Source organism: Clostridium sp. LIBA-8841 (genome assembly GCF_057782475.1).
The window spans coordinates 2,945,990-2,966,705 of the sequence record NZ_CM173488.1; the positions used below are offsets into that span (position 1 = coordinate 2,945,990).

Consider the following 20,716-nt stretch of genomic DNA (forward strand, 5'->3'; position numbering starts at 1 on the left):
AGTTTATCAAAAATTCCTTATAGAAAGTTTAAAAGTTCCTTACTTTCTACTAAAATTTTAGATAAACTCCTAATATAAAAATTCTATTTTAAAATTACAACAGTAACCCCTGTTCCACCTTCTCCATACTCACCTAATCTATGAGATTTAACATGAGGATGTTTTTTAAGCATTTCATTTATGGCTTTTCTTAAAACTCCTGTACCTTTTCCATGAACTAAAGTTACTTCGCCTCTACCAGCAACATAAGCATCATCTAAATACTTATCTGCATTATAACAAGCCTCTTCTGAATCCATTCCTCTTAAATCTATTGATGGATCAACCTGTCTTAAGTTTAATCTTGCTTCTCTCTTCTTAATTTTCTTTTCTTCTTTAGTTTCCTTAGCAACTCTCAAGTCCTTAGCCTTAACATTTATTTTCATAATTCCAGCTTGAACTTGAACTTCACCTTTATTATCTGGTTTAGAAAGAACTATAACCTTTTGGTTTATAGAAGGTAATAATGCTTCCATTCCAACCTCAATCTTCTTAAGCTCTTCCCCTTGCTTCTCTTCTTTTTTCTTTTGAAGTCTAGCCTCTGCATCACTTATCTTATCTCTAAGCTTTCCTCTTTCAGCTTCAAGTTTTCTTCTAGCATCACTAGAAATACCCATTCTTTCTAGCTCTCTCATATTTTTAAGAATAGCATCAGCCTCTTCCTTAGCTGAGTCTAATATCTGTTTTGCTTCTCTTCTAGCGTCTGCATATACATTATCTCTTACGCTTTCAATTCTCTCGAATTTTTCTTTATATCTATTCTTATATTTTTCTGCATCATTTCTTAATATAGCAGCTTCTCTAGCATCATTTTCTGCTTTTATACTCTTCTCTTGAAGTGATTGTATTAAATCCTCAAATTGAAGTGATTCAGTAGAAATAACTTCCTTAGCTTCCTCTATTACTTCATCTTTAAGACCTAATCTTCTTGAAATTTCAAAAGCATTAGACTTACCTGGTACTCCTATTAAAAGTCTATAAGTTGGTCTTAATGTTTCAACATTAAACTCAACAGAAGCATTCTCAACATTTTCAGTCTTTAATGCATATCCTTTTAATTCACTATAGTGAGTTGTAGACATTATTCTACATCCTCTTGCTCTTAAATTTTCTAATATTGAAATAGCAAGTGCAGCTCCTTCTGTAGGGTCTGTTCCTGCTCCAAGTTCATCAAAAAGCACGAAACTCTTACTATTTGCCTTCTCCATTATTCCGACTATATTAGTCATATGAGAAGAGAATGTTGATAAACTTTGCTCTATACTTTGTTCATCTCCTATATCTGCAAATATCTCTTCAAAGAAGCTTATACTTGAATTTTCACTGGCTGGTATTAAAAGACCACTTAATCCCATAAGTTCAATAAGTCCTGTAGTTTTTAATGTTACAGTTTTACCACCAGTATTTGGACCTGTTATAAGTAGTGTTGTAAATTCTCTACCTAAATAAATGTCAGAAGAAACAACCTTATCCTTAGGAATTAGTGGATGTCTTGCATCCATTAAATCTATTATTCCCTCTTCATTTACTATAGGCATTGTTCCACCTAAATCACTTCCATATTTAGCTTTCGCAAATATGAAGTCTAATTCAACTATTATATTAAAGTTAACCTTTATAACATCAATATTTTTATATACTAAAGCTGATAATTCTGCTAGTATTCTTTCAATCTCAGCTCTTTCTTTTAGCATAAGTTCTTTTATTTCGTTATTTAAATTTACTAAAGCTGTTGGTTCTATAAAAAGTGTAGCCCCTGTAGAACTTTGATCATGAACAAGTCCTGGAACTTGAGATTTATATTCAGCCTTTACAGGTATAACATATCTATCTCCTCTAACTGTATATAAAGCATCTTGAAGATATTGAGCATTACTTCTTACTATAGAATTGACCTTATCTCTTACAGATGAGTTCTTTTCTTTTAAGCTTCTTCTTATACTATAAAGTTTATCACTTGCTGAGTCTGCAATCTCCTCTTCACTTACTATAGCTTTTGATATAGCACTTTCAACACCTCTAAGTACTATAAGACCTTCTCTCATCCCTTCTAGGATTCTATGCTCTTCTTCCTCTTCTTTTCTAGCTAGAAATTCAGAAAGCTTTCTTGTTACAGATAGCATATTTCCTATTCTAAGTAATCCCTCTATACTTAATACTCCACCTTTTCCTGCTCTTGTTATGGCTTCTTTAACATCATAAAGCCCCTCAAAAGGAGGATTTCCTTTTCTCATTAAAATATCTAAAGCTTCTTTTGTTTCTTCTAAGTGTTCCTTAACATCGTAAACAGAATCATATGGTTTAAGATCTAAAACCATCTCTTTAGCTGATTTTGTAATGGCATATCCCTTAACCAATTCTTTAATTTTATTAAATTCTAAAACTCTTAAAACTCTATCGTTCATACTTTAATCCCCTTTACTCAACGCCTCTTTTAAAGTGACCTTTAGTATAATCCTTTAATCTTAAAGCTTCTTCCTTATTTAGAGCTTCCATTACCTGTCTAACCTCTTCATAGCTTTCATCCACAAAATCTAATCTAAAGGAATTTACTCCTAAAGATTTTATCTCATCAATTTCCTGAATTAAGTTAACAGGTACTGTATTGTATATGTGTGATCTACAGAATATATCAGTTCTTATAACAAAATCCTGATTCATTCTATCTCTCAAAGTAAATGTACTGCTTACGCATTGGTTATCACAATTTTTTGAAGTACATTTTCCACCAAAGGTACTTCCTATTGGACAGTATTCACTAACCATAACCTCTGGTCTTCCATAAACAAACATTTGAGCTCCATTAGAATACTTTCTAAGCATTTTATTTAATTCTTTCTTATTTAACTCTAAGCTTAAACAACTTCCCATCATATGTTCATTATAAAACTTCATACCATAAGAATTGAATATATTAAGCTTATAATCACCTATAATATTTGTTTTATCCTTAAATCTATTTATTATTCCAGTATTAGCTGTAACTAAACCTTTTATTAAATTAAGATTTTCCTCTATTATATTGCTTATTATTTCAAACTCTTCTTTTATTATTGTAGGTGCTTTTATGTAAAGATTAATTCCCTCACCTTTGAATTCTTTTATAGCATTTTTATTAAGTTGCCCTTCATTTTTTCCAAAGATATCTAAGGCAATGTCCTTAATTCCACAATTAATAGCAGCTTTTAGTTGTTCTTTAGTATTTACAACAACTAAAACTGCTGGCATTTCACCAGTCTTTTCATCAAGGTCTATATTCTTTTGTTTTTCTATAACCCTCTTATACTTTTTAATTTCAGAGTTTCTTATCTCCTCTAAAACTTCTCTTCTTAGGTTATTTATTGAAGATACAGCTGAGAATCCATCCTCAAAGTCTACATATTCTATTTCATTTATTTGATATGGAATATCTCCTGATTTTCTTAAGTTCTTTTCAACCTTTTCCTTATCCATAGGTCTGTTTACTGCAACTTGAACAACATCTCCTTCTTTTGTGAAGTAGTTTCCATTGTATTCTACAGTAAGTTCCATAGGTTCATTAACCTTAAATTTCATATAAGCTTTTAAATTTATCTTTCTCTCATATGGATTTTCATAAGCTACCTTTAACTCATTTAAAAGCTTAGTATCTGAAGTCTTATAAAGTTTATCATTAGCTTTATATTTTTTAGGAAATATTTTTACTTTATCTCCTTTTTTAGCTTCAGTAACTTCTTGATTTCCAATAAGTATTTTGCTTACAGTGAACCCATCGTCATTAGTTCTTATTCCATCCTTTAATGAAAGGTCATCTAATAAAAGTACTTCTCCAGATTTTAAAACCTCACCAAGTAAAACCCCTGTATTTCTTGGAGTTTTAAAAGCCATCATATCTTTTCCTACATTTTTATACATGTATGCAGTAGAAAAACCTTCTCTATTAAATAACTTTTTAAGTTTAAGTTTATTTCCTTCTTGTGATTTTTTAATATTTCTATAAGAATTATCTATAGCTTCTCTATAAGACTCTATAACTCCAGCAACATACTCAGGTCTCTTCATTCTTCCTTCAACCTTTAATGAGCTAGTTCCTGTCTTTATTAAATCTCCTACATTTTCAATAGTACAAATATCCTTAGGACTTAAAAGGAATCCTTTAGTTTCTTTTTTATCCTTTTCTCTAATTAATGTATATGGAAGTCTACAACTTTGAGCACATCTTCCTCTATTACCACTTCTACCACCTATTAAACTACTCATTAAACATTGTCCTGAGTAGCAAACACATAAGGCTCCATGAACAAATATCTCTGTTTCTATTCCTAGATCTTTTGATATATACTTTATCTCTTCTAAAGTAAGCTCTCTTGATAAAACAATTCTAAAAAATCCGTTTTCTCTAAAGAAAAGTGCTCCTTCTCCATTATGTATGCTCATCTGAGTTGAAGCGTGTAATTCAAAATCTGGATATACTTCTCTTATTCTTTTAGCAAGACCTACATCCTGAATTATTAAAGCATCAACTCCTATTTTATATAAAACTCCTATGTAGTCTATAGCTTCTTGAAACTCATTTTCCTTAATTAAAGTATTTACTGTAACATAAACCTTCACTCCATAAGTATGAGCATAATCTACAGCCTTTTCCATTGTTTCATTATCAAAGTTAGAAGCATATGCTCTTGCTGAGAATTTACTTCCTCCTAAATATATAGCATCAGCACCTCTATTTATGGCAGCAATTAAACTCTCCATACTTCCTGCCGGTGCCAGTAATTCTATTCTTTCCATAAAATTCATCTCTCCTAAAAGTCAACTAGGGTTTTCCTTAGTTAATTTACTCAATACTTTGTATTATACACAATTACACATTACAATGCTACATTTCACTATTTCTCTTTCTATTAATTAATATTAATTTTTAACAATACTTTTAGTTATTATTGCATTAAATACATAGCTCTATTTTTGGTGAATCTTAGTTTTTTAGCTAGCCCTTCAGATCTTCTTAATTTCGTAAAGTATTACACCATTAAGAGTGTCCTACAGTTCTATCTAAAAATCAACACTGGTTTAAAACAGAGTCAAATAATTAAATTGATATTTAAATTAACCAAAACTTTAAAATATGTTTTAATATAATGCTTGCTTAATATTAACTTTAATATATTACCCTAAAACGTAATTATCAAAAACCATTTTAAAAGTAAGTTAAAAAAGCTTATTTCTCTTAATATATTTTTCTATTGTGATAAAATTAAAATGTAGAAATATTTATTGGGAGGTAACTCAATGCTTTACGATTGTCACATGCATACAGAGTTTTCAGCTGATTCTAGGTTAAAAATTAAAGATATACTAGAAAAGGCTAAAGAAAAAAATATTGGAATACTGACTACAGAACATTTAGATTATAATTTAACAACTCACCCTCAATTTGCAGAACTTGATATTGATGGTTATCTAGAAACCTATGAAAAATATAGAGGAAAAAATATGCAACAAGGTGTTGAACTGGGACTTGCTATGAATAATATTGATGAAAACTTTTCTTTTTATGAAAAATACAAAGATAGATTTGATATGATAATAGGTTCTATTCATTCCATAAATGGAGTTACTCTTTCTAGATTTTTAAAAAGTGATACTAGACCAAAAGAAATTGTTTATGGAGAGTACCTTGATAATGTACTTAAATGCATAGAATTTTATGATATCTTTGATACATTAGGACATATAGATTATCCTTGTAGATACAGTGTTTATGATGATAAAGAAATGACTCTTAAAGACTTTAAACCTAAATTCGAAGCCATATTCGAAGCTTTAATAAAGAAAAATAAGATTCTTGAGCTTAATACAAGTCGTTTAGATAATGAAACCTCATTTAAAAATATGATAGAGATTTATTCATATTATAGAGAACTTGGTGGAAATTATATAACACTTGGATCAGATTCTCATATGCTATCTCATATTGGAAGAAATTTTGATAAAGTTAATAAATTTTTAGAAGAAACTAAATTAACCCCTTGTTACTTTAAAAATAGAAAACTTATTCCTTGTCCCATTTCCATCTAAAAATTAAGTCTATTTTAAATTATATATAAAAAAAAGGCTGCATCAAAACTTTAAATAAAAAAACTTATAAATAGTAATTCTCAGAATATATTTATAAGTTTTTTTTAAAGTTAATTTCGATACAGTCCCTTTTCATTATCTTTTCTTTAATAACACATTATCTTTTTTCTTTGTAGCAGCCAATTTCACTTGAGAATCTAAATATTTGTGTTCTAAATCTAAAAGCTTATATTTTGCCGTTTGCCAATTACGTCTTAACTCTTTATTGTTTTCGAATAAAAGAGTCTTTTCTTTCTTTATTTTCTTAGCTTCTTCTTCTAAAATATCCATTTCAGCTTTAACTCTTTGAATTTCTTCTTTTAAAGAATTTATTTCTTTAGTCATATCTTCTGAAATTCTCTTTCCTAAGGCATCTTTTTCTTCTAAAGCTAACTGAAGATTTTCTTCTAATTCCATTAATTGCTTCTTTAGACTACTATTTTGATCTTTAATCCAATTCTTTTCTTTGCTTAAATGCTCTGAAATTTCTTTAAGTTCTACATTTTCTTTACTTAAATCTTCAAGTTGCTCTTCAATCTCTTTACAATTAACCTTTAAATTTTCCTCTTGTAAAGTCAACTTATCATTTTCTTCTTTTTGAGCCTTATTTCTTTCCTTTAAGCTATGAATTTCTTTATTTAAATCTTCTAAATTTTTCTTTGATTCATTAACTATATTACTTAAACTAGTATTTTTCTCTCTAAGATTTCTAAGCTCTTTTTCTGAATTACTGTTTTTATTTCTTAAATTGTTAAGTTCGGTATTTAAATTTCCTTCCTTAACCTTTGAATCATTTATAGCTTTAGTTAATTCAGTATTCTTTTCTTTAACTTCTTTAAATTCCTTATTTAATCTTTCAACTTCATTTCTATTTTTATCTCTAGAAGCTTTTAGATTGTTATTATCATTCTTTAATCTCTCTATTTCTTTTTTTAGATTAGAGATTTCAGTTTTTGAATTATTGAAATTATTTTTTGAAACTCTTAATTCTTCTTTGATATTAGAATTTTCACTATTTAACTTATTACATTGACTCTTTAGTTCTTGTCCACTCTTTTCAAGTTCTTCTTTTTCCTTTTGCAACTCACTAATAGTCTTTTCTAGTTCATCTTTCTCTAAAAGAGATTTTTCTAACTCTTCCTTTATAGAAAGACTTTCACCTTCTAATTTTTTTAGTTCTTCTATTTCTTTTTTTGACTTCTCTAATTCAACTTTAACTTTCTCATAATAGTCTATTAGCTGATCATACTCCTCATTTCCTTTAAATAATTCATCTGCTATATTTAAAGCGGATAAAGATAATACCCCAAGAGCACTTAACTTATTGTTTTTTATTGCCATCTCTTGTGTTTTTTCTTCTACGTATTCAGCTACTTTTTTTAAATATGTTCCATCTTCATGGCCTTTTAAATTATATTCAACGCCGTTTATTGTTACCGTAACAGTCGCCATATTTCCTTAAACACCTCTTACTTCCATAATAAAAAATATGTTATGTACATTTTAACATATACATAACATATTTAAAACTATTATTGCTCTCTTAATTGAGCTCCTAACTTATATTCTAAAGATCTTAATATTTTATCATGAACTTTATTTATATCTTTATCTTTTAAAGTTTTGCTAGGGTCTCTATAAGCTATAGCGTAAGCAATACTCTTCTTACCTTCTGGTATTTGAGCTCCCTTGTAAACGTCAAATAACTCAACCTTTTCAACTACTTGACCACCAGCTTTTCTTATAGTCTCTTCAATTTCTTGAACTAAAACAGCATCATCAACAAGTAAAGCTATATCTCTAGTTATTGCCGGATACTTAGGTAATGGCTTATAAGCTTTTTCAGTTTTTGAGAAATTGTACATAGCATCTAAATCTAATTCCGCTACATAACAAGGAACATCTATTCCATAGTTTTCATTAACATCTGGATGAATTTCTCCTAAAACTCCTAGTGAAGTTCTTCCTAAAACTAATTCAGCAGTTTTTCCTGGATGGTAGCTTGGATTTTCACTCATTCTCTTGAATGATGCACTCTTAAGTCCTAATGTATCTAGTAAGTTTTCAACTATTCCTTTTAAGTCGAAATAATCGCATTGTCCATATATACCGATTGTTAATATGTTTCTTTCAGTTGGTAATTCATTTTCATCTGCATTTGGAGTATAAGTTTTACCTATCTCAAATAATCTAACTACATCATTACTTCTTGAGGCGTTTCTAGCTAAAGACTCCATCATTGAAGGAAGTGTTGAAGTTCTCATTACACTATAATCTTCTCCTAGTGGATTCTTTATCTTAACAACATTTCTAAGTTCACTATCTTCTGGTAAGCATATTTTATCAAATACCTTTGGACTTACAAATGAATAACTTATAGATTGGTTTAACCCTGATGCTAACATTGCATCTATAACTTTTTCATCTAATAATTGTTTTTTGTCCTTAGCTTCTTTTTCTGTACTAGTTGATATTAATGTAGTTGGAATATTATTATATCCATAAATTCTTGCAACTTCTTCAGCAACATCTTCTCTTATATCAACATCTATTCTAAATGTAGGCACTAAGATTTTTAATGTATCTCCATTTATAGTAGTTTTTAAATCTACGCTGTCTAAACATTTTTTCATTTCTTCTGTTTCTAATGAAGTTCCTAAGAATTTATTTATCCAGCTAGCACTTACTTCAAGAGTCTTTTCCTCTTTAACTTTGTTATAGACATCTATAGTTCCTTCCATAACTTCTCCACAGCCTAATTCTTCAACTAAAGCACATGCTCTGTCTAAAGCTAAAACTGCTAAGTTTGGATCTATGTCTTTTTCAAATCTTGATGAACTTTCAGTTCTTAATCCTAAATTTTTAGAATTAACTCTTATATTAGTTCCATCAAAGTTAGCTGATTCAAATACTATTTCAGTAGTATCATCTTTAACACCTGAGTTTAATCCACCCATGATACCAGCTAAAGCAACGATTTCTTCTCCATCTTTTATGCAAAGAACATCTGAAGTTAATTCTCTTTCAACCTCATCTAAAGTTGTGAATTTTTCTCCATCTTTAGCTCTTTCAACTACTATGTGAGAAGCTTTTAATTCTCTTCTATCAAAAGCGTGCATTGGTTGGCCAAGCTCTAACATAACAAAGTTAGTAATATCAACTATGTTATTTATTGGTCTTACACCAGCATCTAATAATCTTTCTTGCATCCAAGTTGGTGATGGGGCTACTTTTACGTTCTTAACTCCTCTAGCCATATATCTGTTACAAAGTTCATCATTAACTGTAACTTTTATTTCATCATTTATGTTTTTATCACATTTAACTTCAAACTTAGTATTTGGCATTCTATAAGTTTTTCTTGTTGTTGCAGCTGTTTCTCTAGCCATTCCAAGAACACTTAAACAATCAGGTCTATTTGAAGTTATTTCGAAATCTAGAACTTGTTTATTAAGTCCTAAATATTCTTTTATGCAAACTCCTATTGGAGCATCCTCTGGTAAAATCATAAGTCCTATAACTTCTTTTCCGTCAGCGATTCCTAGTTCTTCTTCTGAACAGAACATTCCGTTAGAAACTTCTCCTCTTAATTTACCTTTTTTGATTTTGCTTCCATCAGCTAATATTGCACCATGTAAAGCTACTGGAACTTTATCATGTTCTTTCATATTATCTGCAGCTGTTACTATTTGAATCATTTCTGACCCTATGTTTACTTGACAAATTTTAAGTTTTTCAGCATCTGGATGCTGTTCTATCTTATCTATTTGACAAGTAACTATATTTTCTATTTCTGCTCCAGCAGTTACGACCTCTTCTACTTTTGATCCTGATAAAGTTAAAGCATCGCCTAACTCTTCTGCTGTCATATCTATATCAACGTAATCTTTAAGCCAATTAAATGGTACTTTCATCTTTTTTACCTCCTATTTTAAAACTAGAATTGATTTAAGAATCTCATATCACTTTCGTATAATAATCTTATGTCATCTATTCCATACTTAAGCATAACCATTCTGTCTACACCAAAACCGAAAGCAAATCCACTATAAACTTCTGGATCTATTCCACAGTTTCTTAAAACTTGAGGGTGAACCATACCACAACCTAGTATTTCTATCCAACCTTCTCCTTTACATACTTTACATCCTTTTCCGTTACACACAAAGCATGTAGCATCCATTTCAGCTGATGGCTCAGTGAATGGGAAATGGTGTGGTCTAAACTTAGTTTTAACCTTATCACCAAACATCTTTTTAGCAAATAATTCTAAAGTTCCTTTAAGATCTGCGAAAGTTACATCTTTATCTATAACAAGACCTTCCATTTGATAGAATATTGGTGAGTGTGTAGCATCAACTGCATCTGATCTGAACACTTTACCAGGTGATATCATTTTTATTGGTGGTTCTTGTTTTTCCATAACTCTAGCTTGAACTGGAGAAGTTTGAGTTCTTAAAACTACATTATCATTTATGTAGAATGTATCTTGCTCACTTCTAGCTGGGTGATTTTTAGGAATATTTAAAGCCTCGAAGTTGTAGTAATCTTTCTCAACTTCTGGACCATCCTCTATAGCAAATCCCATTGAAACAAATATTTTCTTCATTTCATCTAAAGTTTGCTCTAATGGATGTTTCTTTCCTATTGTTTGTTTCTTTCCAGGCATTGAAATATCTATTACTTCATTTTTTAACTTTTCTTGTTTCTCAGCTTCTTTAACAGCTTTTATTACAGCTTCTAACTCAACTTCTAAAGCCTCTCTTACTTCATTAGCTAATTTACCAACTACTGGTCTCTCCTCTTTAGATAGAGCTCCCATTCCTCTTAATATAGTTGTAAGCTCTCCCTTTTTACCAAGATATTTAACTCTTATTGCTTCAATAGTAGAACTATCTTTAGCTTCTTTAATTTCCACTAAAGCTAATTCTTTAATTTGATTTAACTTATCTTGCATTTTCATTCTCCTTTCCTGATATATACTTAATATATTAGATTTTATCTTAAAGCTCTTAGAAACTTTAATATTCCTATTAAACTTTCTATTTGCCTAGATAAAGTAAACCCGAATTCAATATAATTAAAAACCTCTACTGAATTAAAGTATGTTTTATCTAAATATAAAAATCTTCTTTTATTAAATTAGCCCTTATTTTAAGTGTTGTAAGGTTATATGGCTCTTTTATTATCACTTTCCTAGTATTGACACAATTCCAAGAAAATAAAATAAACCCCATCCCTATAAACACAAGGGACGGGGTATTCATATCCGTGGTACCACCCTAATTAGCACTAAAATAAATTAGTACTCACTTAATTTAAAATAACGACTATGCCGCTAACTACTACTTTAAATTTCACAGTTAGAACTCCAGAGTGAACTTCAATATAGCTTTCTTAAAATGCTTTCAGTCTTTGGCATTTTTTCCCTGAAAAGAAATTACTACATCTACTCTCTCTATCAATGTTTTTATCTATTCAATTCAAAGTATATTATACATATAATAGTATGCATAATCAAGGTATTTATTATATTTTAACCTTTTATGATTCATATTTCCTAAAATAACAACTAAAGCCTAAAAAAAATTAAGAGGAATTATATTCCTCTTAATTTAACTTTAATTACTTAGCTATCTCTTAAACTAGTGTTTATCTTTAGCTAAATCTAAATGGCTAACTAAAAATAAAATCCTCCTCTAAAATAGAGCTAATTATTTAAATGATTGTCTTATTTTTTCATATATCATTACAGAAGTAGCTACAGCTACATTTAGTGATTCTGCCTCACCTGGCATAGGAATTTTAACCTTTATATCAGCAATTTCATATACCTCATCACTAACACCATTTCCCTCATTGCCAACAGCAATCATAATCTTTCCTTGTAGATTTTCCTCAAAGAAATTATTTTTCCCTTGAAGAGAACTTACCACGAGTCTATATCCATTCTTTTTTAATGATTTTACATATTCTAAAGAATCATCCTCAACAACTGGAATATAAAAGATTGAACCCATTGTTGATCTTAATGTTTTATCATTATATATATCAACAGTACCTTTAGTCATAACTATTCCAGCTGCCCCTGCTGCATGAGCTGTTCTTATAATTGTTCCCATGTTTCCTGGGTCTTGAACTTTATCTACTAAAACAACAAGCTCCCCACTTTTTAATTCCTTGTTTTGCATGTTTACAACACCAACAACTCCTTGTGGATTTTCTGTTGAACAAAGTTGTTTTAAAAGAGCCTCATTCATTTGTATAAGTCTTATATCCTGATTAATCTTTAGGAAAAACTCTGGATTTTTTTCTTTAAAACCTTCTGTAAATATTATTGAATCTATGGATACCTTACTTTTAATAGCTTCTTCTACAAATCTTAGACCTTCAATAAGATATTTATTACTTTTTATTCTATGCTTCTTTTCTTTTAATTTTTTTATCTCTTTAAATAAGTTATTATTTTTACTTTCTATTTCTAACAAAGCAAATAATCCTTTCCTAAAAGACATTAATGTTTAAATATCTTTCCTTCTAATTTTGTTAAGTCCTCTGCTGAACCTATAGCCACAACTATATCGTCCTTATTAATAACATCATCTGCATCTGGAGATATATTAACTTCATTTTGTCTCTTAATAGCCATTACGTTTATTCCGTATTTACTTCTTAAACTTAATTCTTTCATAGACTTTCCATACCACTCTTTTGGACTTTCTATTTCAATTATAGAATAGTCTGGTGATAGTTCTATATAATCTAAAATACTTGAAGAAACTAAGTTATGAGCTACCCTAACACCCATATCTTTTTCAGGTAAAATTACTCTGTCTGCTCCTATTTTATATAAAACCTTAGCATGTAAGTCACTATTACCTTTAGCTATAATATATTTTATTCCCATTTCTTTAACAAGTAATGTTGCCATAACACTAGCTTGTATGTTAGCTCCTATAGTAACAACTGCAACGTCAAAGTTTCTTAATCCTAAAGTTCTTAAAGCATTTTCATCTGTTGCATCCATTTGAACTGCATGAGTTACACTATCTGATATTTCTTGAACTAAATCTTCATTAGAATCAATTGCTAAAACATCATGACCTAAAGCATACAAAGTCTTAGCTACTGATGATCCAAATCTTCCTAATCCTATAATAACGAATTGTTTACTTGACATAAGCCTTACACTCCTAACTTATCCTATTAATATTTTGTCTTCTGGGTATTTGTATGCACTAGGTTTCCTTCTATTAGTTAAAGCTAGAACTACAGTCATAGGACCCACTCTTCCCAAATACATAGTTATCATTATTATTATTTTTCCTATTGCTGAAAGGTATGGAGTCATCCCCAATGTTAAACCAACTGTTGCAAATGCGGATGTAACTTCATACAGTATATATTCTAGTGAGAATCCTGGTTCTGTAACTGCTAAAACTAATGTTCCAAGTACGACTATACCAAAACCTATAAATAAAACGGCAAAAGCCTTATATACTAATTCTTTTGAAATTCTCTTCTTAAATACTTCAGTATCTTCTCTACCTCTTATTATAGAGATTAAAGTAAGAACTACTATACCAAATGTTGCTGTCTTTATACCACCTGCTGTTGACCCTGGTGAACCACCTACAAACATTAATAATATAGTTAAGAATTTTCCTGCTAAAGTCATATCAGTAGTAGATACTGAGTTAAAGCCAGCAGTTCTTGTTGTTGCCGAAGCAAAGAAGGCATTAGTAACTTTATCGCCCCAACTCATATTTTGAAGAGTGTTAGGATTATTATATTCAAAAATGAACATAAGAATAGTTCCACCAATTAAAAGAATTGCTGTTATCATTATTACAACCTTAGAATGTAAAGATAATCTCTTATATCCTTTAAAATTATATAATTCTGACCAAACAGTAAATCCTAATCCACCAATAATAATTAAGGCTGCAATTGTTAGTACTACAGTTTTATTATCAGCATAGCCAACTAAGCTATTTCCAAACAAATCAAATCCAGCATTACAAAAAGCTGAAACTGAATGCCAAATACTATAATAAACTCCTTTTAGGAATCCAAACTTAGGTATAAACTGAGTTGATAATACTAATGCACCTAACATCTCTACTGAAAATGTAAATGCTAGTATATATCTAATCATTCTAACTAATCCCTGTATTCCAAATGTGTTCATAGCCTCCTGTATAAGGAGTCTTTCTCTTAATGTTATTTTTTTCTTAACCATTAAAGCAAACAAGGTTGTAAATGACATGAATCCTAATCCGCCTATTTGTATTAAGATTATTATTATAGTTTTTCCAAAGTAATTCCAATGTTCTGCCGTATTCAAAGTTATAAGTCCAGTAACACACACTGCTGATGTTGAAGTAAATAAACTATCTAAAAATGCAGTAGCTTCTCCACTCTTAGAAGATATTGGAAGACTTAATATTATAGCACCTAAGAAAATAACAATAAAAAATCCTAAGGCTAAAATCTGAACAGCACTAAATTTTATTTTTTTTGTCAGTTTAATGTACATAATTAAACCCCCAACTTAAACTAAATATTCTATCTTTTATTTTTATTATATCTTAATTTTAATTTATATATGTAAAGTTGTCTTATTTTTAGAAGTCAAAAGTAATTTTTATTTAATTGTAATTGCAAATAAGTTTAATTTTATTCAGATAAAAATTCTGAATAAAATTAAACTTATAAAATATAAATAGTATATAAAAAAAATGCGAGATAAACTCGCATCTGATATTAAGCGTTTATTTGCTTCTTAGCTAATTCAACTAAATCAGCAAATGCTTTTGGATCATTTATAGCTATCTCTGAAAGCATTTTTCTGTTTATATCAACACCAGCTAATTTCATTCCGTTCATGAATCTTGAATATGAAAGACCATTCATTCTTGTAGCTGCGTTTATTCTAGCTATCCATAATCTTCTGTAATCTCTCTTCTTTAATCTTCTTCCAACGTAAGCATTTCTTAATGCTCTTATTACTGACTCATTAGCAGTTTTGAATAACTTGCTTTTTCCACCATAGTATCCTTTTGCAAGTTTTAAAACTTTTTTATGATTTTTACGAGCATTTACCGCTCTCTTAACTCTTGCCATTTTCTAGACCTCCTACTCCGTGTTTTATCTTATAGATATGGTAATAATTTCTTCATTGCTTTTTCTTGTGCAGTTGAAACGTAAGCACCTTTTCTTAAATTTCTTTTTCTTTTAGCACTTTTCTTTGTTAAGATATGGCTAGTGAAAGCGTGAGCTCTCTTTAACTTTCCAGTTCCTGTCTTTCTGAATCTTTTTGCTGCACCTCTATGAGTTTTCATTTTTGGCATTGTAAGTATCCTCCTCTCAAGTTACGCTTTTTTAGGAGCTAAAATCATTATCATGTTTCTACCTTCTAATTTAGCTGGTCTTTCTACTGTGCATATTTCTTCAAGTTGTGATAAGAAATTATCTAATATCTTTTTACCAACAACACTTGCATGCTCAGCTTCTCTACCTCTAAATCTTACAGTTATCTTGACTTTGTCTCCAGCTTCTAAGAATTTCTTAGCATTTTTAGATTTTATTTCTAAGTCATGCTTTTCTATAGTTGGGCTAACTCTTATCTCTTTAACACTGATAACCTTTTGCTTCTTTTTTGCTTCTTTATCTTTTTTGGATTGCTCATAAATAAATTTACCGAAATCCATTATTTTGCAAACTGGTGGTTTAGCATTTGGCGAAATCATAACTAAGTCTAACTCAGCTTCATCTGCCATTCTTTGTGCATCTCTTCCAGATACAACACCCAGCTGCTCTCCTGTGCTAGAAATTAATCTAACCTCTTTTTCTCTTATTTCTTGATTGATTGCAAAATTTTTACTAATCTTGTTCACCTCCGATAGAATTTAGCCAACACAAATATATAAATAAAAAAGGACGGCTTTAAGCCGTCCTCTATTACCAAAATCAAAAGTAATAAAATTCATGACCTAACTAGCATTTTTAGCTGTAAGGTGAGAAACGGCTGTTTCTTCTTGACATCAGTTATCTTATCACTATTTTTTTTTATTGTCAACATAATTCATCAATTTCTTTTAAAAAATATTATTACTATTTTTTATTTTCTCTATTAATTTATATTTTAATCATTTAAACTCTAAAATTGCTCTTATATATTATTTATTTTTTTATAATATCGTTTAAATTATAGCTTTTGTGTGTTTCTACTCTATCACCAAAAACACTTTTTATTGTTTGTAAAAATTCCTTATTTAAGCATTCCTGCTCATTATATATTTTTATTCTTTTAGGAGAGTTAGTTATTAATCCACTAATAATAACATCTTCTACATTTACTATTCCCTCTTCAGACATATCTGTAATTTCATTTAAAAATTCTTTAAACACATCTGCTCCAAAATCATCCTTAACTTCATAAACTCCATTTTCTTGAATTACAATATTTACTTCTTCTAGTTTACATTCTTGTATATCAACAAAATACTTTAGCAATTTTATAAATTCATTATATTCTTTTTCAATCATATATTCTTCTACAACTTTATCAATTATACACTCGATATCTTTTAATAAAGATTTCATCCTAAATGTTATAAAACCTTCTATATTTATATAGTCATTCTCTAATATAAAGGCTTTTATGTTTTCTATAATGTCATTTACTTTATTTAAACAATAGAAATCTTTATCACTACAAACCTTTTGTTCACCTTTTAATATTTTACTTATTGTTAAATCAATTTCTAAGATTTCATCATGCTTTAAAAAGAAATAATTTTCATTCATATAATGAAGCATTTCCTTTTCTCTATAGTGTTCAATTATAACATTATATATAACATTACTTATATATAACATTATGGTCTCTCTTTCTTTTTCATCAAAGTGACTATTTTCATAGTATATTTTAACGAAGTGAGTTCCATCCGAGATACTTTCTGATACTCCAATTATAATATCTTTGCTTTTTAAAACATTTTTAATACTTTGTATATCTTGTATTAAATTTTTTTCATCCTCACAACATAATGTCATTAGAAGCATTCTTCTCACTCCTTTCTTTACTTTTAGTATGTATTAATTCACATCTAATATTCAAAAAGCTAACTTTATTAATCGACAATTTATTCAATTTTTTAGTAAAATTAGAGTATAAAAAGTTTAACAAGGAGATTATTATGAGAAATTGTTTTGTCGATTATAGAATTTCAGAAATAGAAGAAAAAAATTTAAAAAAATTAGGCATTAACCTAATTAAGGTACCAAAGCATCCTAATCTATATGATGCTATAAACGGACACCCAGATATTCAAATAAATATTATAAATAAAAACACTTTAATATTGGCTAAAAACTCATCAAAGGAATTATTTGATTCTATTCCTCAAAACCTTAATGTTATAAAAAGTTCTTGCCAATTAGAAGATGAATATCCTAAAAATGTATCTTTAAATGCTGTAAATTTAAAAGATTATTTTATACACAACTTAAAATTTACTGATAAGAATTTACTTGAAAAAATTAAAGAAAAAAAATTAATAAACATAAAGCAAGGATATTCTAAATGCTCCATAGCAATAGTTTCAGAAAAAGCATTAATAACTTCTGATAAAGGAATTTATAAAGCTTTAACACCTTATGGCTTTGATATTCTTTTAATTCCTAGTGGTGATATATCTCTTCCTGGATTAGACTATGGTTTCATAGGTGGAACTTGTGGCTTGATTTCAAAAGATCAAATGGCTTTTTTCGGCAATTTAGAAAAACATTCTTATGGAGATGATATAAAAAACTTTTTAGTTAAATACGGTGTTAAACCAATTTATCTTTCTAATTCAAAGCTAATAGATCGAGGAAGTATTTTAACCCTTTAAATTTGGAATATATTTTAAACTAATGTTGATTTTTAGTTATATCTGAAGAGCTAGCTAAAAATCGACATTCACTTTAGGCAGCTCCTAATCTTTTAATAATCAATATATTTTACTCAAGATAGTAATAAATGTTAATAAATTAGCATATAAATATTATTTTTATATTTATCACATTTATTGTTACAATTTTAATGTATTTTTTTCTAATTTGAAGTGAACAAATTTAATGTTTTTTGAATTATTTTTTACTTTAATTCATACTTTCCTTTTTCCATTGATTACCTAATTAATAATATAGTAAAATAAATTAAAGTGGTAATTACAACTATAATTAAAAGGGGGAGAACTATGTTTTATTTAGGTATTGATGCTGGTGGAACAAAAACATCATTTATGCTTATAAACCATTTAGGAGATGTTTTATCAACTTACAATAGTGGTACATGTCATATTCATCAAGTAGGATTTGATGGATTTAGAAAAGGTATTGAAGAAGGAATAAATACAGTTTGTAGTCAAATTAATATTTCTAAAGAAGATCTTAATTATTCATTTTTAGGGTTACCTGCATATGGTGAAAATGAAAATGAAAAATTAGAAATGAACTCTATAATAGCTGAAATTTTAGGAGAAAATAAATTCTCTTGTGGAAACGATGTAGAAGTTGCCCTAGCTGGATCTTTAGCTGGCAAACCAGGAATATGTATAATCTTAGGAACAGGAGCTATTGCTGCTGGTATAACTGAAGATTTAAAAACAACTAGAACTAGTGGTTGGGGACATATTTGTGGCGATGAAGGTTCTGGATACTGGATTGCTAAAAAAGGCGTTGAAATCTTTGGTAAACAATCTGATTATAGATTAGAAAGAACCGCCCTATATGATATATTTAAAAAGGAATTAAATTTAAAAAATGATTTTGACTTAATATTCCTTATAAAAGATGAATATAACCAAGACAGAACTAAAGTTGGTAAGCTTGCAATGTTAGTTTATGAAGCTGCCCTTAAAGGAGATAAATACGCTTTAGATATTTATAAACAGGCTGCTAAAGAATGTCTTCTAATGGTAAACGGAATAACAAATCAACTTGATTTTAAAGGAATATTAAACATTTCTTACTCAGGAAGTGTTTTTAGCTCAAAAGATTTTATTTTAAAACCATTAAAGAAATATCTTCAAGATAATTATACCGCCTTTAATTTAAAAGCACCTATTTTACCACCTATTAAAGGAGCTGCATTAAATGCTTTAAAACTTCATACTGGTGAAATTCCAGAAGGTGTAGTAGAAAACTTAGCTAGAGAACCAAAAGAAATTCTAGTTTAATAAATAAATGCTGTATGAAATTCCTTAGAAACTTCATACAGCATTTTTCTTTTACATAAAAGTTAAAACTAAAGCAGTTTTTATAGATACATTATTATCTTCAACAAATTTTTTTGCCTCTTTAATAGGAATCTTACAAACTTCTATTTCTTCGTTCTCCTCTAAATTTTCAGTTGATACCTCTCCATGAACCTTCATTTTAACGACGGCTACAGCTTCATCTGACATTCCAACAGAGGTATAACTAGGTTTTATTAGGTATTCACATTCATTAGCTAAAAGCCCTGTTTCTTCAAAAAGCTCTCTTGTTGCAGCCTTTATAGCATCTTCACCTTCATCTATAAGCCCTGCTGGGAATTCATATATATAATCATTTATAGCCGGTCTAAATTGTTTTATTAAAACAAACTCATCTTCTTCGGTTATTGGAATAATCATAACTCCATCTGCTTTATTATGATTGTTAACAACACAGCTTAAATCTTCTTTCTCTCTTCTACTTGCAATAAAATACTCTTTAGAATTTCCAACCTTATTCTCAATATCTAATTTATATAAGTTTAAAAATTTGCAATCAGTTAATTTCTTTATATCTTTTATTTTCATTTCAATACTCCTTTCATACTACTGTTAAATAATATATATTAATTTTACACATAAAAAGGATAAATATAAAGTTCCCCTTACATTTATCCTAAAAAATACTATATATTCTTTTATTAAGATAATTCATCTTTTAAGAAAATCATTTTTCTTATCTTCAATAAAAATCATTTCATCTTCTTTGCTAACCCTCATAACAATATATCCACTAGAAAATTTCAAATAAAACTTACTCACTAATGAGTCTATAATTTCTTCTTCCCAAGACCATATATGCTTTCCAAGTATTCTTTTTATAATGTTATAAGTGTTTAAATTTATTATTTCATTATTTTTTAAAGAAGCATATGCTTTAATTTCTTTTGGCTTTTCTTCTATAGATAGAAATTCTAAACATAGAAATTGTAAATATATTAATTCATTTTTACTCTTTATATAAAATCCATCGTTATTGTTATCTATAATCTTTGCATTTTTATCCATTAAAATTATAGTGTTTTTTATCAATTCTTTTAAACGCATTTTTTCTAAATCAATTCGATTTTCAAAGCAACTTATTCTTAAGTTTATATAGGGTGTGGCTTTCCATCCTTTATTTATGTTTTTCTTAATCTTCCTGTTTTCATTTGCATCTTTTACAATTAAATAAGTTAAAAATAAACCTAAGATAATTATAATAACCAAAGACATTTTTATTCCCCCTAACAAGTTCATTTTTATATTATAGCTACTAAAATTTTAATTAA

17 protein-coding genes and 2 other annotated features are annotated in these 20,716 nt (G+C 28.7%); of the genes, 3 read left to right on the forward strand and 14 right to left on the reverse strand.

The annotated features are described in order from the left end of the window. Nucleotides 1-83: 83 nt before the first annotated feature. Nucleotides 84-2,444: an endonuclease MutS2 gene (locus AC2A4K_RS12880; RefSeq protein WP_322502895.1), complete on the reverse strand. Its 2,361-nt coding sequence runs from the start codon at nucleotides 2,442-2,444 to the stop codon at nucleotides 84-86. A 13-nt stretch (nucleotides 2,445-2,457) separates the two neighbouring features. Next, a complete protein-coding gene (locus tag AC2A4K_RS12885) occupies nucleotides 2,458-4,809 on the reverse strand; it encodes a U32 family peptidase (RefSeq protein ID WP_322502896.1) in 2,352 nt (783 codons plus the stop codon). A 501-nt stretch (nucleotides 4,810-5,310) separates the two neighbouring features. Between AC2A4K_RS12885 and AC2A4K_RS12890 the strand changes: the two genes are divergently transcribed. After that, the gene (locus AC2A4K_RS12890; RefSeq protein ID WP_322502897.1) at nucleotides 5,311-6,099 is read left to right on the forward strand and encodes a histidinol phosphate phosphatase; all 789 of its coding nucleotides are present in this window, start codon (nucleotides 5,311-5,313) and stop codon (nucleotides 6,097-6,099) included. 135 nt (nucleotides 6,100-6,234) lie between these two features. Here AC2A4K_RS12890 and AC2A4K_RS12895 read toward each other — a convergent pair whose 3' ends face one another. The 10 genes from AC2A4K_RS12895 to ytxC all read right to left on the reverse strand — a co-directional run bounded on the left by AC2A4K_RS12895 (nucleotide 6,235) and on the right by ytxC (nucleotide 17,208). Next, on the reverse strand, nucleotides 6,235-7,590 hold the full coding sequence (locus AC2A4K_RS12895; RefSeq protein ID WP_322502898.1) for a cell division protein ZapA: 1,356 nt from the start codon (nucleotides 7,588-7,590) through the stop codon (nucleotides 6,235-6,237). 80 nt (nucleotides 7,591-7,670) lie between these two features. Beyond that, nucleotides 7,671-10,052: a phenylalanine--tRNA ligase subunit beta gene (pheT, locus tag AC2A4K_RS12900; protein ID WP_322502899.1), complete on the reverse strand. Its 2,382-nt coding sequence runs from the start codon at nucleotides 10,050-10,052 to the stop codon at nucleotides 7,671-7,673. 23 nt (nucleotides 10,053-10,075) lie between these two features. Continuing rightward, nucleotides 10,076-11,095: a phenylalanine--tRNA ligase subunit alpha gene (gene pheS, locus AC2A4K_RS12905; protein WP_322502900.1), complete on the reverse strand. Its 1,020-nt coding sequence runs from the start codon at nucleotides 11,093-11,095 to the stop codon at nucleotides 10,076-10,078. Nucleotides 11,096-11,385: 290 nt separating this feature from the next. Then, nucleotides 11,386-11,612, reverse strand: a binding site (T-box leader). A gap of 240 nt (nucleotides 11,613-11,852) precedes the next feature. After that, nucleotides 11,853-12,626: a TrmH family RNA methyltransferase gene (locus AC2A4K_RS12910; RefSeq protein WP_322502901.1), complete on the reverse strand. Its 774-nt coding sequence runs from the start codon at nucleotides 12,624-12,626 to the stop codon at nucleotides 11,853-11,855. A gap of 26 nt (nucleotides 12,627-12,652) precedes the next feature. Then, entirely contained in the window at nucleotides 12,653-13,318 is a 666-nt protein-coding gene (locus AC2A4K_RS12915; RefSeq protein ID WP_322502902.1) for a potassium channel family protein, read from the reverse strand. An 18-nt stretch (nucleotides 13,319-13,336) separates the two neighbouring features. Continuing rightward, nucleotides 13,337-14,677: a TrkH family potassium uptake protein gene (locus AC2A4K_RS12920; protein ID WP_322502903.1), complete on the reverse strand. Its 1,341-nt coding sequence runs from the start codon at nucleotides 14,675-14,677 to the stop codon at nucleotides 13,337-13,339. A gap of 227 nt (nucleotides 14,678-14,904) precedes the next feature. Continuing rightward, nucleotides 14,905-15,264: a 50S ribosomal protein L20 gene (gene rplT / locus AC2A4K_RS12925; protein WP_300348683.1), complete on the reverse strand. Its 360-nt coding sequence runs from the start codon at nucleotides 15,262-15,264 to the stop codon at nucleotides 14,905-14,907. Between the two features lie 29 nt (nucleotides 15,265-15,293). Continuing rightward, nucleotides 15,294-15,491, reverse strand: coding sequence for a 50S ribosomal protein L35 (gene rpmI, locus AC2A4K_RS12930; protein ID WP_322502904.1), 198 nt, complete (start codon nucleotides 15,489-15,491; stop codon nucleotides 15,294-15,296). A gap of 21 nt (nucleotides 15,492-15,512) precedes the next feature. Beyond that, nucleotides 15,513-16,037 (reverse strand): translation initiation factor IF-3, encoded by a 525-nt coding sequence (infC, locus tag AC2A4K_RS12935; RefSeq protein ID WP_322502905.1) that lies wholly within the window; start codon nucleotides 16,035-16,037, stop codon nucleotides 15,513-15,515. 29 nt (nucleotides 16,038-16,066) lie between these two features. After that, nucleotides 16,067-16,186, reverse strand: a sequence feature (ribosomal protein L20 leader region). Nucleotides 16,187-16,323: 137 nt separating this feature from the next. Then, on the reverse strand, nucleotides 16,324-17,208 hold the full coding sequence (ytxC, locus tag AC2A4K_RS12940; protein WP_322502906.1) for a putative sporulation protein YtxC: 885 nt from the start codon (nucleotides 17,206-17,208) through the stop codon (nucleotides 16,324-16,326). A gap of 134 nt (nucleotides 17,209-17,342) precedes the next feature. Here ytxC and AC2A4K_RS12945 point away from each other — a divergent pair, with 134 nt between their 5' ends. Together AC2A4K_RS12945 and AC2A4K_RS12950 are read left to right on the forward strand one after the other, a co-directional pair. Continuing rightward, nucleotides 17,343-18,038: a DUF6873 family GME fold protein gene (locus tag AC2A4K_RS12945; RefSeq protein ID WP_322502907.1), complete on the forward strand. Its 696-nt coding sequence runs from the start codon at nucleotides 17,343-17,345 to the stop codon at nucleotides 18,036-18,038. Nucleotides 18,039-18,386: 348 nt separating this feature from the next. Beyond that, complete coding sequence (locus AC2A4K_RS12950; protein WP_322502908.1) at nucleotides 18,387-19,367, forward strand: BadF/BadG/BcrA/BcrD ATPase family protein; 981 nt, start codon at nucleotides 18,387-18,389, stop codon at nucleotides 19,365-19,367. Between the two features lie 51 nt (nucleotides 19,368-19,418). Here the strand turns inward: AC2A4K_RS12950 and AC2A4K_RS12955 are convergent, their stop codons facing one another. Both AC2A4K_RS12955 and AC2A4K_RS12960 read right to left on the reverse strand, forming a co-directional pair. Beyond that, complete coding sequence (locus AC2A4K_RS12955; RefSeq protein WP_322502909.1) at nucleotides 19,419-19,973, reverse strand: NUDIX hydrolase; 555 nt, start codon at nucleotides 19,971-19,973, stop codon at nucleotides 19,419-19,421. 123 nt (nucleotides 19,974-20,096) lie between these two features. After that, nucleotides 20,097-20,660, reverse strand: a complete 564-nt coding sequence (locus AC2A4K_RS12960; protein ID WP_322502910.1) for a hypothetical protein — start codon at nucleotides 20,658-20,660, stop codon at nucleotides 20,097-20,099. Between the last annotated feature and the right edge of the window lie 56 nt (nucleotides 20,661-20,716).

Bases quoted from the DNA above. Each gene is read 5' to 3' on its own strand.
- AC2A4K_RS12880 (WP_322502895.1), bottom strand. From the start codon at position 2,444: ATGAACGATAGAGTTTTAAGAGTTTTAGAATTTAATAAAATTAAAGAA.
- AC2A4K_RS12895 (WP_322502898.1), bottom strand. From the start codon at position 7,590: ATGGCGACTGTTACGGTAACAATAAACGGCGTTGAATATAATTTAAAA.
- pheS (WP_322502900.1), bottom strand. From the start codon at position 11,095: ATGCAAGATAAGTTAAATCAAATTAAAGAATTAGCTTTAGTGGAAATT.
- rpmI (WP_322502904.1), bottom strand. From the start codon at position 15,491: ATGCCAAAAATGAAAACTCATAGAGGTGCAGCAAAAAGATTCAGAAAG.
- AC2A4K_RS12920 (WP_322502903.1), bottom strand. From the start codon at position 14,677: ATGTACATTAAACTGACAAAAAAAATAAAATTTAGTGCTGTTCAGATT.
- AC2A4K_RS12945 (WP_322502907.1), top strand. From the start codon at position 17,343: ATGAGAAATTGTTTTGTCGATTATAGAATTTCAGAAATAGAAGAAAAA.
- AC2A4K_RS12955 (WP_322502909.1), bottom strand. From the start codon at position 19,973: ATGAAAATAAAAGATATAAAGAAATTAACTGATTGCAAATTTTTAAAC.
- pheT (WP_322502899.1), bottom strand. From the start codon at position 10,052: ATGAAAGTACCATTTAATTGGCTTAAAGATTACGTTGATATAGATATG.
- AC2A4K_RS12915 (WP_322502902.1), bottom strand. From the start codon at position 13,318: ATGTCAAGTAAACAATTCGTTATTATAGGATTAGGAAGATTTGGATCA.
- AC2A4K_RS12890 (WP_322502897.1), top strand. From the start codon at position 5,311: ATGCTTTACGATTGTCACATGCATACAGAGTTTTCAGCTGATTCTAGG.
- AC2A4K_RS12950 (WP_322502908.1), top strand. From the start codon at position 18,387: ATGTTTTATTTAGGTATTGATGCTGGTGGAACAAAAACATCATTTATG.
- AC2A4K_RS12960 (WP_322502910.1), bottom strand. From the start codon at position 20,660: ATGTCTTTGGTTATTATAATTATCTTAGGTTTATTTTTAACTTATTTA.
- rplT (WP_300348683.1), bottom strand. From the start codon at position 15,264: ATGGCAAGAGTTAAGAGAGCGGTAAATGCTCGTAAAAATCATAAAAAA.
- ytxC (WP_322502906.1), bottom strand. From the start codon at position 17,208: ATGCTTCTAATGACATTATGTTGTGAGGATGAAAAAAATTTAATACAA.
- AC2A4K_RS12885 (WP_322502896.1), bottom strand. From the start codon at position 4,809: ATGGAAAGAATAGAATTACTGGCACCGGCAGGAAGTATGGAGAGTTTA.